The 13,735-nt window shown below is 70.5% G+C and carries 11 protein-coding genes, 1 tRNA gene and 1 pseudogene; 4 read left to right on the forward strand and 9 right to left on the reverse strand.

Translation table 11 applies throughout. The features are described from left to right. Nucleotides 1-8 precede the first annotated feature (8 nt). Both ACZ6AA_RS17380 and ACZ6AA_RS17385 read right to left on the reverse strand, forming a co-directional pair. Entirely contained in the window at nt 9-1,037 is a 1,029-nt protein-coding gene (locus tag ACZ6AA_RS17380; protein ID WP_468449855.1) for a carbohydrate ABC transporter permease, read from the reverse strand. A 7-nt stretch (nt 1,038-1,044) separates the two neighbouring features. Then, nucleotides 1,045-2,382 (reverse strand): ABC transporter substrate-binding protein, encoded by a 1,338-nt coding sequence (locus ACZ6AA_RS17385; RefSeq protein ID WP_468449854.1) that lies wholly within the window; start codon nt 2,380-2,382, stop codon nt 1,045-1,047. A 260-nt stretch (nt 2,383-2,642) separates the two neighbouring features. Here ACZ6AA_RS17385 and ACZ6AA_RS17390 point away from each other — a divergent pair, with 260 nt between their 5' ends. Next, the gene (locus tag ACZ6AA_RS17390) at nt 2,643-3,698 is read left to right on the forward strand and encodes a LacI family DNA-binding transcriptional regulator (protein WP_468483282.1); all 1,056 of its coding nucleotides are present in this window, start codon (nt 2,643-2,645) and stop codon (nt 3,696-3,698) included. A 253-nt stretch (nt 3,699-3,951) separates the two neighbouring features. Further along, complete coding sequence (locus ACZ6AA_RS17395; protein WP_468483283.1) at nt 3,952-4,356, forward strand: hypothetical protein; 405 nt, start codon at nt 3,952-3,954, stop codon at nt 4,354-4,356. A 70-nt stretch (nt 4,357-4,426) separates the two neighbouring features. Here the strand turns inward: ACZ6AA_RS17395 and ACZ6AA_RS17400 are convergent. From ACZ6AA_RS17400 to ACZ6AA_RS17415, 4 genes and pseudogenes are all read right to left on the reverse strand, one after another. Beyond that, a tRNA-His gene (locus ACZ6AA_RS17400) sits at nt 4,427-4,499 on the reverse strand. Nucleotides 4,500-4,610: 111 nt separating this feature from the next. Beyond that, on the reverse strand, nt 4,611-5,213 hold the full coding sequence (gene orn, locus ACZ6AA_RS17405; RefSeq protein WP_385711635.1) for an oligoribonuclease: 603 nt from the start codon (nt 5,211-5,213) through the stop codon (nt 4,611-4,613). A 10-nt stretch (nt 5,214-5,223) separates the two neighbouring features. After that, nucleotides 5,224-6,532, reverse strand: a pseudogene (locus ACZ6AA_RS17410) (helix-turn-helix domain-containing protein). A gap of 396 nt (nt 6,533-6,928) precedes the next feature. Then, nucleotides 6,929-7,342 carry a hypothetical protein gene (locus ACZ6AA_RS17415; RefSeq protein ID WP_468449851.1) on the reverse strand — a complete coding sequence of 138 codons (414 nt, stop codon included), beginning with the start codon at nt 7,340-7,342 and terminating at the stop codon, nt 6,929-6,931. A gap of 540 nt (nt 7,343-7,882) precedes the next feature. Here ACZ6AA_RS17415 and ACZ6AA_RS17420 point away from each other — a divergent pair. Next, nucleotides 7,883-8,407 (forward strand): universal stress protein, encoded by a 525-nt coding sequence (locus ACZ6AA_RS17420; RefSeq protein WP_030360002.1) that lies wholly within the window; start codon nt 7,883-7,885, stop codon nt 8,405-8,407. Nucleotides 8,408-8,815: 408 nt separating this feature from the next. On the opposite strand, the gene glmS is transcribed toward ACZ6AA_RS17420, so the two are convergent. The 3 genes from glmS to ACZ6AA_RS17435 form a co-directional block, all read right to left on the reverse strand. After that, entirely contained in the window at nt 8,816-10,633 is a 1,818-nt protein-coding gene (gene glmS, locus ACZ6AA_RS17425) for a glutamine--fructose-6-phosphate transaminase (isomerizing) (protein WP_468449850.1), read from the reverse strand. Between the two features lie 46 nt (nt 10,634-10,679). Further along, on the reverse strand, nt 10,680-10,937 hold the full coding sequence (locus ACZ6AA_RS17430; RefSeq protein WP_030360000.1) for a hypothetical protein: 258 nt from the start codon (nt 10,935-10,937) through the stop codon (nt 10,680-10,682). A 98-nt stretch (nt 10,938-11,035) separates the two neighbouring features. Then, nucleotides 11,036-11,935 carry a DUF4429 domain-containing protein gene (locus ACZ6AA_RS17435; protein WP_468449849.1) on the reverse strand — a complete coding sequence of 300 codons (900 nt, stop codon included), beginning with the start codon at nt 11,933-11,935 and terminating at the stop codon, nt 11,036-11,038. A gap of 125 nt (nt 11,936-12,060) precedes the next feature. Here ACZ6AA_RS17435 and ACZ6AA_RS17440 point away from each other — a divergent pair, with 125 nt between their 5' ends. Beyond that, a complete protein-coding gene (locus ACZ6AA_RS17440; RefSeq protein WP_468449848.1) occupies nt 12,061-13,686 on the forward strand; it encodes a beta-N-acetylhexosaminidase in 1,626 nt (541 codons plus the stop codon). Nucleotides 13,687-13,735: the final 49 nt, after the last annotated feature.

Below are 13,735 nucleotides of genomic sequence, written 5' to 3' on the forward strand. Positions count from 1 at the left end.
TCATCCCCTCACGCGCTTCTGCGGATCCAGCGGCTGATCGCCCAGTTGAGCAGGCCGATCAGGACGAGAATGAGGAACATGGTCCAGGCGATCGCCGAGGACCGGCCCAGGTGCTGGTTGAACCAGCCCTGTTCGTACAGATAGAGGCCGAGCGTCTGGAACTGGTGGTCGGAGCCGCCGGTGGGGCTCGCGCCCTGGCTGAAGAGGAGCGGCTCGCCGAAGAGCTGGGTCGCCCCGATCGTCGACACCACGCAGGTGAACAGGATCGTCGGCCGCAGCGAGGGAATCGTGACGTGCCGGAACTGCTGCCAGCGGCTCGCGCCGTCCAGCGCCGCCGACTCGTACAGATCGTTGGGGATGGCCTGCATCGCCGCGAGATAAATCAGCGCGTTGTAGCCGGTCCACCGCCAGATGACGATGGAGGACACGGCGAACTGCGCGGTCCAGTCGCCGTTCTGCCAGTCCACGGCGTCGACGCCGACGAGCCCGAGCGCCCAGTTGATCATGCCGTGGTCGGTGCGGCTGAACATGAGCACGAAGACGAGCGTCGCCGCGGCCACGGAGGTGGCGTAGGGGGTGAGGATCGCGACGCGGAAGAACATCGAGCCGCGCAGCCGGTAGTGCAGGAGATGGGCGAGGCCGAGGGCCATCAGGAGCTGCGGCACGGTCGAGATGAGGCCGATGGTGAAGGTGTTGCGCAGCGCGTTCCAGAAGAAGTCGTCATCGAGGAGCCGCGAGAAGTTGCGCAGCCCCACCCACTCCATGTCCGTGGGCGTCCCCAGCTCCACCCGGTGCAGCGAGGCCCACCCCGTATAGAGCAGCGGGAAGAGCCCGAAGGCGATGAAGAAGAGGAAGAACGGCGCGATGAGGGCGTAGGGACTCCACTTCATGTCCCAGCGGTAGCGGCGGCTGCGCCGGGCCCGGCGGCGCTCGGCGGCCGGGTCGGCGAGCAGCGCCCCGGCCCGCGCGCGGGGGGCCGCGCCCTCCTCCCCCGTGGAGGGCGCGGCGGTACGGGTGTCGCTCGGGATGTCGGTCACCGGATGATCACTGGTCCAGCGCGTTGTCGATCGTCTTCACTGCCTTGTCCCAGGCCTTGTCGGGAGACGTGCCCTTCTGGTCGACGCCGAGCATCCCGGTGTCGGCCAGGTACTGGGAGATGATCCCGTCCTTGGGGCCGATGGGCTGGACCGGCACGCCCTCGGCGGCCTTGGCGAAGATCTGTCCGACCGGGGCGTCGCCGAAGTAGGGGTTCTTGGCGTCCTTCACCTCGGGCAGGCCGTACGCGGCCTCGGCGCTCGGGAAGCTGGCCCGCTTGTCGAACAGCTTGGCCTGCTGCTTCGGCGCGGTCAGCCAGGCGACGAGCTTGGCGGCCTCCTCCTTGTTCTTGCCCGCCTCGGGCACGGTCAGGAAGGAGCCGCCCCAGTTGCTGGGCTTGGGCGCGGCGGCGACGTCCCACTGGTCCTTGCCCTTGTCGCCCGCCTTGTCCTTGATGTAGCCGAGCATCCAGGGCGGGCAGGTCACGGTGGCGAAGGAGGCGTTGGAGAAGGCCTGGTCCCAACTGGGCTGGAACTGCTGGAGCTTGGCGGTCAGACCGGCCTCGGCGAACTCGGCCGCGAGGTCCCAGCCCTCCTTGACGCCCGCGCTGTCCTTGTACACCAGCTCGCCCTCGGCGTCGTAGAACTTCTCCTTGCCGGAGCCGTGCACGGCGGCCATCACTCCGGTGGCGCCGTCGACGAAGGCGGTGTCCTTGGGCGCCTTCTTCTGGAACCGCTTGCCCGCCTCCAGGTACTTGTTCCAGTCCCCGGCCCAGAGCTTGCCGACCTCCTCGCGGTCCGTGGGCAGCCCGGCCTTCTTGAACAGGTCCTTGCGGTAGCAGATGCCGGTCGGCCCGATGTCGGTGCCGAGGCCGATGGTCTTGCCGTCGTCGGTGGTGCCCTGCTGCCACTTCCAGTCGAGGTAGGCGTTCTTGTCGACGCCGGAGGTCTTGCCGAGGTCCACCAGCTTGCCGGAGTGGGTGCCGGTCAGCTCGGCGATGTTGCCGACCTCGACGGCCTGGATGTCGGAGAGGCCGCTGCCGCTGCTGAGGTGGGTGAGGAGCGCGGGCCAGTAGTTCTCGTTGCGCTGTACGGAGTTCTGCTTGATGTTGATCTCGGGGTTGAGCTTCTCGTACTCGTCGTACAGACCGGCCTCCTGCAGGCCGAAGGCGCCGAACACCCCGACGGTCAGGGTCGTCTTGCCCTTCCCGCCCCCGCCGCCCCCCGAGGAACCGCCGGGCTCGTCCTCGGCTGAGTCCTCCGCGCAGCCGGCGAGCAGTCCGGCGGCGAGAGCGGTGGCGGCCGCGAGGACCACGGCCGTGCGGGACGTTCGAGTCCTGTAGCGCATTGCGTCCTCCTGGTCCCAGACGTACCGACAGCCGGTCAACTCTCGTATGAAATGGGCGAGTTGGTGGGAAATGGCTCGGACGGGACGTGCGGGTCATGTAAGAGCCGGGTAGGGTGGGAGCGCTCCCATGTGTGATGCCTTGAAGGTTCGCGGCTCGCCCGGGGGGTGTCAAGGCACCGGACGCCGGGAGTTGCGGGCCGTCGGCGCCGTCGCTGGTGGTCGTGGCCCTGCTGTTAGATTCGCGTCGTGGGGAGGCACTGATGGGGAGCGGTCAGTCCAGGGGGCGCGGCGGGGCACGGCCCACGCTGGAGGAGGTCGCCGCGCGGGCGGGGGTCGGGCGCGGCACGGTGTCCCGGGTGATCAACGGTTCGCCCCGGGTGAGCGAGCAGACGCGGGCCGCCGTCGAGGAGGCGGTCGCGGAGCTGGGCTATGTCCCGAACACGGCGGCCCGGGCGCTCGCCGCGAACCGTACGGACTCGATCGCCGTGGTCGTCCCCGAGCCGGAGTCCCGGTTCTTCGCCGAGCCGTACTTCTCGGACATCATCCATGGCGTGGGCACCGCGCTCGCGGAGACGGACATGCAGCTCCTGCTGACGTTCGCGGGCGGCGACCGGGAGCGCCGCAGCCTCGCCCAGTATCTGTCGGCGCACCGCGTGGACGGCGTCCTCCTTGTGTCGGTGCACGCCGACGACCCCCTGCCGGACCTGCTCCAGCAGCTCGACATCCCGGCGGTGATCAGCGGCCGCCGCTCGGCCGACGAGCCGCTGGCCTCGGTGGACTCCGACAACTTCGCGGGCGCCCGCGCGGCCGTCGGCCACCTTCTCGACCGGGGCCGCCGCACGATAGCCACGATCACGGGGCGCCTGGACGTGTACGGCGCCCAGCGCCGCCTGGACGGCTACCGCGAGGCCCTCTCCGAGGCGGGCCACCCCGTCGAGGAGGCCCTGATATCCCGCGGCGACTTCACCGAGGACGGCGGCCGCCGCGCCATGACGGAGCTTCTGGCCCGCCGCCCCGACCTGGACGCGGTCTTCGCGGGCTCGGACGTGATGGCGGCGGGCGCCCGCCAGGTCCTGCGCGAGGCGGGCCGCCGCATACCGGACGACGTGGCCCTGGTCGGCTTCGACGACTCGGCCATCGCCCGTCACATGGATCCGCCCCTGACGAGCGTCCGCCAGCCCATCGCCGAGATGGGCCGCACGATGACGGACGTCCTGCTCGCCGAGATCGCCGACACCCGCCCGGCAGCAGCCCGCCGCCTCGCCCGCCGACAGATCGTGCTGCCGACAGAGCTGGTGCGCAGGGCCTCGTCCTGAGGGCCCCGGCGCCGTCCGTGCGGGCCCTGGGCGACACGGTCTGACATGCGCGTTTCACCTCGCGGAGAGATGCTTGACGTATCAGCCCCACGCGCCATCTGGGGGCGCCATGTCAGGTCAGCGGCCTCCTGCCGCGTCACCGCCGAGTCGGTGGGGGCGGCCACCGGGGCCGCCGAGCGGGCCGCTGAGCGGGCCGCCCCAGGGGCAACGTCCTCCGCCGCGTGGGAAGCGGCTCGGGCGGGTGTTTCTCTACGTGGCGCTGATCGCTGTCGTCCTGGTGGCGATCTTGGTGGCGCTGGCGCTCATCCGCGACGGTGGCGATGAGTCGCCTCCCGGACGGGACCCTTCCCAGGAGCAGACCGCCCCGGCGGTGCCGGATGCGCGTGCCGACGTGCGGCTCACCAAGTGCTCGGTGGATCCGAGCACCCGCTGGCCCACCGCTGAATTGCGTATCACCAACCACAGCTCGAAGACGTCCGACTACTCGGTTGAGGTGGAGTTCGTCGCCGCCGACGGTGTACGTATCGCCGAGGGTGTCGCTGTCGCGAGCAACTTGGCGCCGGATCAGGTGGCGAACGAATCCGCGCTCGGGGTTCGTGAGGTGTCAGGGAAGGTCGTCTGCCGGATTACTGATGTGATGCGGTACGCATCGCCCTAGGCCTGGTCGGGCGAGAGCGGCAAACGAATCGGCCCCCAACCCGTTCCCGGGTCAGGGGCCGATCCTTCAGGGTGAGTGACGGGACTTGAACCCGCGGCCACCTGGACCACAACCAGGTGCTCTACCAACTGAGCTACACCCACCACGGGCCGGTCTTTGTCGTTCTTCCGACCGGCCGAGAAAAAGTGTACAGGGTCCGAAGGGGTGCTCGCGCACGCCTTTTCCGGACCCCGTACACGGGGTGCCGCGGAGGGCTAATCCGCAGGCAGGACGTGCTTCGCGGCGATCGACTTGGCGGTGTCGGAGTCCGGCCCGGGCTGCGGGACGAAGATCGCCTCGCGGTAGTAGCGCAGCTCCGCGATGGACTCGCGGATGTCGGCGAGGGCGCGGTGGTTGCCGTTCTTGTCCGGGCTGTTGAAGTACGCCCGGGGGTACCAGCGCCGGGCCAGCTCCTTGATGGAGGAGACGTCGACGATGCGGTAGTGCAGGAAGTCCTCGAGGGTCGGCATGTCCCGCAGCAGGAAGCCGCGGTCCGTGCCGACCGAGTTGCCGCACAGAGGGGCCTTGCGGGGCTCCTTCACGTGCTGGCGGATGTAGGCGAGGACCTGCTCCTCGGCGTCGGCCAGCGTGGTGCCGCCGGCCAGCTCGTCGAGGAGCCCCGAGGTGGTGTGCATCTGCCGCACCACCTCGGGCATGGTCTCCAGGGCCGCGTCCGGCGGGCGGATCACGATGTCCACACCTTCGCCGAGCACGTTCAGTTCCGAGTCGGTGACCAGTGCGGCCACCTCGATAAGTGCGTCATCCGTCAGCGAGAGCCCGGTCATCTCGCAGTCGATCCACACCATGCGATCGTTCATGCGCCCAACCCTACGGCGCGCTCCTCTGACCGGGCAGGGGAGTGCGACCCGGCGCGTACGCGTCGGAGTGCGGCTTGCCCGGATCCATGGGCAAGGACGCCGCGGCCCCGAGCGAGCTGGCGGCGGCCGTGCGCCGGGTCTGGGACGGGACGGGGCCCGGTGCCAGGCCGGGATTTCCGCCCGGCCCCGGCCCTGGTCCGTCCGCGGCGACCACGGAGGGTCCGGCGGACACGGCGGCCGCCGCGGTGGCGGCCGACGGGGCGGAGGGCGCCGAGGCCGACTCCAGGGACCGCTCGTTCTGCGGCCGCCGTGCCCGGTACGCCGCGCGGTAGGCCGCGGGCGAGGAGCCGAGCTGGCGCCGGAAGTGGCCGCGCAGCGCGACCGGCGAGCGGAAGCCGCAGCGTCCGGCGACCTCGTCCACGGAGTAGTCGGAGGTCTCCAGGAGCCGCTGTGCCTGCAGCACCCGCTGGGTGATCAGCCACTGCAGGGGGGGCGCTCCCGGTCAGCGAGCGGAACCGCCGGTCGAAGGTGCGCCTGCTCATATAGGCGCGGGCGGCCAGCGTCTCCACGTCGAACTGCTCGTGAAGGTGTTCGAGCGCCCAGGCGACGACCTCGGCGAGCGGGTCGGCGCCGATCTCCTCCGGCAGCGACCGGTCCAGGTAGCGTTCCTGGCCGCCGGCCCGGCGCGGTGGCACGACCAGCCTGCGGGCGAGCGCGCCCGCCGCCTCATTGCCGTGATCCGTGCGCACGATGTGCAGACAGAGATCAATTCCGGCCGCGGTGCCGGCCGACGTCAGCACATCGCCGTCGTCGACGAACAGCTCGCGCGGGTCGACGTGCACGGACGGGTAGCGCTTGGCCAGCGTCGGCGCGTACATCCAGTGCGTCGTCGCCGGTCGGCCGTCCAGTAAACCGGCCGCGGCCAGGACGAACGCGCCGGTGCACAGGCCGACGATGCGCGCGCCCTCCTCGTGCGCGCGGCGCAGCGCGTCGAGTGCCTCCAGCGGGGGCGGCGATGTGATCGAGCGCCAGGCCGGCACCACGACGGTGCCTGCCCGCGAGATCGCCTCCAGCCCGTGGGGCGCGGTCAGTTCCAGTCCGCCGGTGGTGCGCAGCGGCCCCTCTTCACCGGCGCACACGAGCAGCCGGTATCGGGGTACTCCCGCGTCCTGCCGGTCAATGCCGAACACGGAGAGAGGTATGGAACTCTCGAAAATGGGACCACCGCTGAAGAGCAGCACCGCGACGATCTCCCGACGTCGCCGCCCGGAGAGTTTCCGCGCCGCGGCTTCCTGCACGGCAGTGGAGTCGTGGCTCATGGTGCTAAGCCCCCCTCGGTCGTCGCGGCTCCCTGTTCTTGACGTGCTTTCTGGGCCTGTCGCTCCTGCACGTTTCCCCTCGGTCCTCCACCAGTCCCCCGCCGTACTACAGTCAAGATCGAATCTACTGCGTCATGTGACGCCGCTGTGACCAGTTCAGCACCCGGCGCATTGTCGACATGGCAACTTGGCGTGAAGCATTCGATCACGAAGCGTCGCACTCACGGGCCGCGCAGGGAAGTGCGCCTTGTGCCAGTGGCCGGTCAACGTAGGGTGCAGAGGCCTTCCCCGCTCCTTTCACCCCTGGTGAGACGTGCGTTGACCCCCCGTTCCGCCAGGGAATGCCGACGGCTGGGAAGTTGGCTGAAAACATACGGGGGAGTGCGTGGGAATCAGTCAGTCCACCGGCGCGTCCGGCCCCGGACGGCGCCCGCCCCGGTGCGCCCCCGGCGCCTGTCGCTGACGCCGTCCGCGGGTGGCCGCGCCCCGCTGCGCCCGGGCCCGCGCCGCCCCGCGCTCGGACTGCTGCAGAAGCACCCGGCACACCCCGGTCACGGCGGCCAGCCCCAGGGCCGCCCCGCCCGCGCCGGCCAGCGAGGTCCCGTACCCGACCAGGACCACCGGGACCAGGACGCAGGAGAAAGCCGCCCAGCGCACCACGTCGCTCGCCGATTCCTGCGGGGCGGGCGCCGGGGTCCTCGCGGGGCGGGGCGCCGGGACCGAGGGGGCCCGGCGCTCGCGCGCCCCCTCGGGTGCGCGGCGGCGGGTGGTGGCTGCGACGACCGGGGCTGCGGTGGACGGTCCTGGCACGGCGTGCTCCCTGCGGCTGTGGTTTCGCACGGTGTGGCGGTGGCGGCGGATGTCTCCGAAAGAGTGGTTTCACGGGTTCAACGCGCGGCCGACCGGCCGGTCACTGGCCTGAAGGGACCGCGCGCGCGAACCGGGCGCAAACCGCCTGTACGGGGCAGCCGCCATTGCCATCCGAGCCGGGCTCATGCATGCTCCGGTGAACGCCGTGAGGCCTCCCTGAGGCCTTGGGCGGGCCTTGTGCGGGCCCGCGGCGGCGCCCCGGGGCCAGGCCCGGGCGGGTCCCCGAGGGGGTCCGGACGAGGCTCGTCGAGAGCTGGGCAGGAGAGGAGTGCGGCCGTACCCTTGGGGGTAAGGGGTTGGGAAGATGATTCCCGGACACACGTCCGGTGATGTGCGTCGTCACAGTGCCCGACCTGCGGTGACCCGCACACGTCCGAACCTGCTCGTACTTGTTTGTGCCGCCCTGTCCCCTACCGCGCACGCAGATCGCGCACCCGAAAAGCCGACCCTCCCACAGAGGACTCCTTCGCCGAGACACCGATGGCCGGTCACGAATTCTCCGAACCCGCGAACCGCAAGCGGCAGGTCGCCGATCCGAGCGCGACCCCCCAGGCGGCGGAAGAACCACGTCACTCCTGCGATCCCGCCTTCCGGCACGGTGTCGTCGTCGGCTTCGACGGCTCGACATCCAGCGAGCGGGCCCTCGCCTACGCGATCGGGATGGCACACCGATCCGGCTCCGGCCTGATCATCGTCCATGTCGCCAACCGGCTGCCCACCACCGTCTGGGCGGGCTGCGAGCCCCCGGTCTTCGTCGACGTCCCCGACCACCGCACCGAAGTCCTCGGCCTCGAACTGGCCTGCGCCGAGTATCTGTCGGAGGTGCCCTGGATCCTGGTCGAGCGCGGCGGCGACATCTGCCACGAACTCGAAGAGGTCGGCCGGGAGTACTCCGCGGACGCCATCGTCGTCGGCTCGACGCACGGGATCGTGGGGCGCATCTTCGGGTCCGTCGCGGGCCGTCTCGCGCGCCGTGCGCAACGGCCCGTCGTCGTGATCCCCTAGCTGCGCAACTCCCCTTCGCCCCAGGTGGGATGAGGGGCGCGGGGCGGCGGCCGCGCATCGGCGACGCATAAATCTACTCGCGCGTAGAGGTGGGTTGTTCCCTTGTGAAGGGTACATACCGCTTGTTGGGGCAGAACCACGGCCCAGTGCCCGTGCGGCGGCGTCCGGCGGCCCATGCCGGCGCGCGCGGCGTATGCCCTGCAGGTCGGGGGGTGACGGCCGCCGGCTGAGCAGGCGCGGGCCGGGGTAATGGGCGACCCCGGTCCCTCGAAGAACGGTCCCCTGTGCGCTTGGTGGCACACACAGGGGACCGTTCGCCCCTTTGCGGCTAAACCGCCGCCGCTCTCGCGGACCTGGTTGCTCGCCGTGGGGGTTGCTCAATTTTCGCTGCCGTGATCAGTGGCAGGACTACTCCACCGTGACCGACTTCGCCAAGTTGCGCGGCTTGTCGATGTCCCGGCCCAGGGCCAGGGCCGTGTGGTAGGCGAAGAGCTGGAGCGGGATGCCCATCAGGATCGGGTCGAGCTCGTCCTCGTTCTTCGGGACGATGATCGTGTGGTCGGCCTTCTCCTGCTCCCGGTGGGCGACCGCGAGGATCTTGCCGCTGCGGGCCTTGATCTCCTCCAGGGCGGCGCGGTTCTTCTCCAGGAGGTCGTCGTCGGGGACGATCGCGACGGTCGGCAGGGCGGGCTCGATGAGGGCGAGCGGGCCGTGCTTCAGCTCGGAGGCGGGGTAGGCCTCGGCGTGGATGTAGGAGACCTCCTTGAGCTTCAGGGAGGCCTCGCGGGCCACCGGGTAGCCGCGTACGCGCCCGATGAAGAGCATCGACTTGGCCTCGGCGAACTCCTGCGCCAGCTTCTTGATCTCGTCCTCGCGCTCCAGCATCTGCTCGATCTGCGCGGGCAGTTGCCGCAGGCCCGCGATGATCCGCTTGCCGTCGGAGACCGACAGGTCGCGGATGCGGCCCAGGTGCAGGGCGAGCAGCCCGAAGGCGACGGTGGTGTTGGTGAAGCACTTGGTGGAGACGACGCAGACCTCCGGGCCCGCGTGCACGTACACACCCGCGTCCGCCTCGCGCGCGATGGCGGAGCCGACGACGTTGACGACGCCGAAGACGCGGGCGCCCTTGCGCTTGAGCTCCTGCACGGCCGCGAGCACGTCGTAGGTCTCGCCGGACTGGGAGACGGCCACGTACAGGGTGTCGGGGTCGACGACCGCGTTGCGGTAGCGGAACTCGGAGGCGGGCTCGGCGTCGGCGGGGATGCGGGCCAGCTCCTCGATCATCTGGGCGCCGATCATGCCCGCGTGGTACGAGGTGCCGCAGCCGAGGATCTTGACGCGGCGCACCTTGCGGGCGTCGTGCGCGTCCAGGTTCAGGCCGCCGAGGTGCACGGTGGAGAAGCGGTCGTCGATGCGGCCGCGCAGCACGCGGTCCACGGCGTCGGCCTGCTCGAAGATCTCCTTGTGCATGTACGTGTCGTGGCCGCCCATGTCGTACGACTCGGCCTCCCACTCCACGGTGGTCGGCTCGGCCGAGGTGCGCGAGCCCTCGGTGGTGTACGTGCGGTAGTCGTCGGCCTTGATGGTGGCCATCTCGCCGTCGTCGAGAGTGACGACCTGGCGGGTGTGCGAGACCAGGGCGGCGACGTCGGAGGCGACGAACATCTCCTTCTCGCCGATGCCGAGGACGACGGGCGAGCCGTTGCGGGCGACCACGATGCGGTCGTTGAAGTCGGCGTGCAGGACGGCGATGCCGTAGGTGCCCTCGATGTGGCGCAGCGCCTCGCGGACCCGGTCCTCCAGCTTCGCGGCGTCGGAGCGGGCGATCAGGTGGGTGATCACCTCGGTGTCCGTCTCGGAGCGGAACTCGACGCCCTCGGCGATCAGCTTGGCGCGCAGCTCGGAGGCGTTGTCGATGATGCCGTTGTGGACGACGGCGACCTTGTTCTCGCCGTCCAGGTGGGGGTGGGCGTTCTCGTCGGAGGGGGCGCCGTGGGTGGCCCAGCGGGTGTGGGCGATGCCGGTGGTGCCGGTGAAGCGCTTGGGGACGCGGGCCTCCAGGTCGCGGACGCGGCCCTTGGCCTTGACCATCTTCAGACCGGTGGCCTTCGGGCTGGTGATCACGACGCCCGCGGAGTCGTAGCCGCGGTACTCCAGGCGCTGCAGGCCTTCCAGGAGGAGCGGAGCGACGTCACGCTTACCGATGTATCCGACAATTCCGCACATAAAGGGTCCCCTCGGGTTGGGCGGTTCGTACGTGGAGCGGACGGGTCTAGCCGTAGACCATGCGGCGCAGCTGCCGAAGCGTGAGCTCCGGCGGCGCGACCGCGCGGTACCGCAGGTCCGCCGCGATCCGCTCGAAGATCTCCGCGTTCACCAGGCCCTGACCCTGGAGTTCGCGGTGGCGGCGGCGGACGAACTGTTCGGCCGTCTCGTCGAAGTAGGCGAGCACGTCCTGGATCACCCGCAGGGCCTCACCGCGCTGGAGCGAGGAGGACCGGGTCAGGTGATCGACAAGTTCTTCGTGCACTCGTTGATCCTGGGGTACGAAGGGAGCTTTCGCAAGAATCCTGCCCGATATCGGGCAGGAGTAGCTTGGTCTGTACTTTTATCGGGCCCTGAAGGCCTTCACATCCGCTTCAGCACCGCCTGCTTGGCCGCCGCGAACTCCTCGTCCGTCAGGACCCCGCTCCGGTGCAGCTCGCCCAGCTCTCGCAGGCGCCGCAGCAGCGCGTCATGGCCGTCCTCGGCCGGGGCGGCGGGCAGCGCGGCCACCGCGTCGGCCGAGGCGGCCGCGGCATCCTGGGCGAGCGCCGCCTTCGCGGGCGCGGCCGGGTGCGGCAGGCGGGCCTGCACGGCCGCCGCGACCAGCGCCATCAGCGGGTCCTTCTTGAAGCCCCACAGCTCCACCGAGTTCGGGTCGTACTTCGGCGGGGCCTTGGTGGGGGAGTTGCGCACCGTGAACCGCAGATAGCCGTTCTCCAGGCCGATGGCGGGCTGCCACTCCACGGCGGCCACGTCGGCCAGGGCGATGGAGCGGGTGCCGGAGGCCGCCTTGGCCTCCTCCGTCTTCCAGTTCCACTCCAGGCGGACGTTCTCCCCGTCGAAGCTCACCGTGGCGTCGCCCGCGGCGACCTGCAGCGGCACCGAGGGGCCCGGCAGCAGATAGCCCTCGCAGCCCTTCGCCGGGACCTGCTCCAGGAGCAGCGCGTTGCGCACCTCGTCGACCACGTACTCCGCGACGCCGTACCGGTCCGGCTCCACCGTCAGCTGGTACGGGTCGGAGGCGTCGGCGAGCTTGCCGCCCGTCGCCTGGAGCAGCGGGTCCGCGCCGTCGCGCAGCCGCAGCCGCAACCGGCCGTTCTTCTTGCCCTGTTCGAAGGCGATGCCCGCCAACGCCGCCAGGGGCAGCGTGAGTTCGCCGAGGGTCTTGCGCAGCAGCGAGACGGCTTTGTCGCGGCCGGGCACGAGCCGCAGCGTCTCTCCGTCGAAGGTCCAGGTCCCGTCGCGCTGGATGATTTCCGCCATGCCCCGATTCTCGCACCGCAGGCCAGGGCGGGTGGTCTACACCTTGACCAGGTCTGGGGTGCGCGGTACGCATGGTGACGGTTCGACTGCGTCACATCCGCGTTGCCCGGCGAAGGGACCCGCTTGTGAGACAGCACCGCAGAACTGCCTGTGTCATCGGATCGTTCCTGCTGATCGCCGCCGCCGGTACGGCGTCGTCGGCGGCCACCTCGGGATCGGACGCCCCCGGCCCCGCCACCGCCCGTGCCGAGCCCATCCCGCTGGGCCGGATCGTGCCGGTGCCCATGAAGGCCGAACCGGGCGGACCCGGCTTCGAGATCACGGCCAAGACCCGCATCCGCGTGGGCGACCGCCCCGAGGAGCGCCGCGTCGGCGAGTACCTCGCGGGCATCCTGCGCCCCTCCACCGGCTACCGGCTCCCCGTCACCGACCGCGCGGGCGGCGACGCCATCCGGCTGCGCCTCAGCGCCGAGCCGGAGAACAAGGCCCTCGGGAACGAGGGCTACCGCGTGATCTCCGAGCGCGGCTCCCTCACCATCACGTCCTGGTCGCCCACCGGACTGCTCCACGGCGTGCAGACCGTGCGGCAGCAACTGCCCGTCGCCGTCGAGAAGAAGACCAAGCAGCCGGGACCGTGGCGGATCGCGGGCGGCACCATCAAGGACAAGCCGCGCTTCGCCTACCGCGGTTCGATGCTGGACGTGTCCCGGCACTTCTTCCCCGTCGAGCACGTGAAGCGCTACATCGACCAGTTGGCGCTCTACAAGATGAACAAGCTGCATCTGCACCTGAGCGACGACCAGGGCTGGCGCATCGCCGTCGACTCCTGGCCGCGCCTCGCCACCTACGGCGGATCCACACAGGTCGGCGGCGGCCCCGGCGGCTACTACACCAAGGACCAGTACAAGGACATCGTCGCCTACGCCGCGTCCCGAGGGCTCCAGGTGATCCCGGAGATCGACATGCCGGGCCACACCAACGCGGCCCTCGCCTCGTACGCCGAACTGAACTGCGACGGCGTCGCGCCGCCGCTGTACACCGGCACGAACGTCGGCTTCAGCTCGCTGTGCGTGAAGAAGGACGTGACGTACGAGTTCGTGGACGACGTCGTCCGGGAGCTGGCGGCGCTCACGCCCGGCGGGACCGTGCACATCGGCGGTGACGAGGCGCACTCCACGAGCCACGAGGACTTCGTGACGTTCATGGACAAGGTGCAGCCCGTCGTCACCAAGTACGGCAAGAGCGTGATGGGCTGGCACCAACTGGCGGGCGCCAACCCGGTCAAGGGCGCCGTCGCCCAGTACTGGGGCTACGACCGCACCGGCCAGGCCGAGCGCGACCAGGTCGTGAACGCGGCGAAGAACGGCACCAAGCTGGTGATCTCCCCGGCCGACCGCGCCTACCTCGACATGAAGTACCACAAGGACACCCCGCTCGGGCTGTCCTGGGCCGGCTACGTCGAGGTGCAGCGCTCCTACGACTGGGACCCCGGCACGTATCTGCAAGGGGCCCCGGCGGACTCGGTGCTCGGCGTCGAGGCGCCGCTGTGGACGGAGACCCTGTCCACGCCCGCGCAACTGGACTTCATGGCGTTCCCGCGCCTGCCCGGCATCGCCGAGCTCGGCTGGTCGCCCGCGTCCACGCACGACTGGGACACCTACAAGTCCCGGCTCGCCGAGCAGGCCCCGCGCTGGGACGCGCTCGGCATCGGCTACTACAAGTCACCGCAGGTTCCCTGGCCCACGCGGTAGAACCGGACACGGCTGAGCGGGGCTCCGCGGGACCGTCCGCGGAGCCCCG

The organism is Streptomyces sp. NPDC040610 (genome assembly GCF_055594065.1).